Annotated in this window: 2 protein-coding genes; one reads left to right on the forward strand and one right to left on the reverse strand. The window is 29.9% G+C overall.

Translation table 11 applies throughout. The features are described from left to right. On the forward strand, positions 1–409 hold a 409-nt coding region (locus E4T88_RS17210), incomplete at its 5' end, for a TaqI-like C-terminal specificity domain-containing protein (RefSeq protein WP_306461443.1). On the opposite strand, the gene E4T88_RS17215 is transcribed toward E4T88_RS17210, so the two are convergent. After that, the coding region (locus E4T88_RS17215) for a TaqI-like C-terminal specificity domain-containing protein (RefSeq protein WP_199318945.1) at positions 399–813 on the reverse strand (415 nt) is incomplete at its 5' end. The genes E4T88_RS17210 and E4T88_RS17215 overlap by 11 nt on opposite strands.

Below are 813 nucleotides of genomic sequence, written 5' to 3' on the forward strand. Positions count from 1 at the left end.
GGACGATTTTTCTAAACAAAAAATTATTTGGATTGAGTTAACTGATCATCCAAATTTTGCTTTAGATTTAGACGGATACTACATTAATAATACTGTGTTTTTTATTACAGGAAAACATCTCAAATATTTAACCGCATTTCTAAATTCCAAAATATGTGAATGGTATTTTGATAAGATATGTGCAACATCTGGAGTAGGCACTCGAAGATGGATTAAAATGTATATAGATCAGATTATGATACCTAAAATAAGCTTAGAACAGGAGTCTGTAATTGAAGCCATAATGGATAATATTACTGATAATAAAAAGATTAGCCCTAGCGTGGAAATGTCAATAAATAGTCTGGTATCGGAATTGTTTGGTTTGTCTGCCAATGAGTTTAACCATGTGATGAATGCTATTTTATAGTGTTTTCGAGAAATTCAACTTCTTCAATAGATAGCTGATATAGATCATATACTAAGCGGTTTACCTCCACTTCTATATTAATCGTATCTATGTGTTTATTTCTACTTTCTTGTATTTTTTTTGTTAAATAAATAAGTTTATCTTTCTGGTATTCTGCTATTTGAGGAATTGGCATCTGCTCCACAAACATTGGTTTAAATTCAAAATACCCTCCATTGCGAGTAACTCCTAACGATTTTATGTAATAACTGCTTATATTAGAATTTAATAATCCTAATAAATATAAATCATTTGAACAAAAAAAAGCAGAGGGAGCATTAATATAATAACCTTCATCTATTAATGTAAATTGGCTATTCAGACTGAGGTTTCCCCAACCTATTTTTTGCTTAGAGAAATCGTCC

It is taken from the genome of Dysgonomonas mossii, from assembly GCF_004569505.1.
Lineage (GTDB): Bacteria > Bacteroidota > Bacteroidia > Bacteroidales > Dysgonomonadaceae > Dysgonomonas.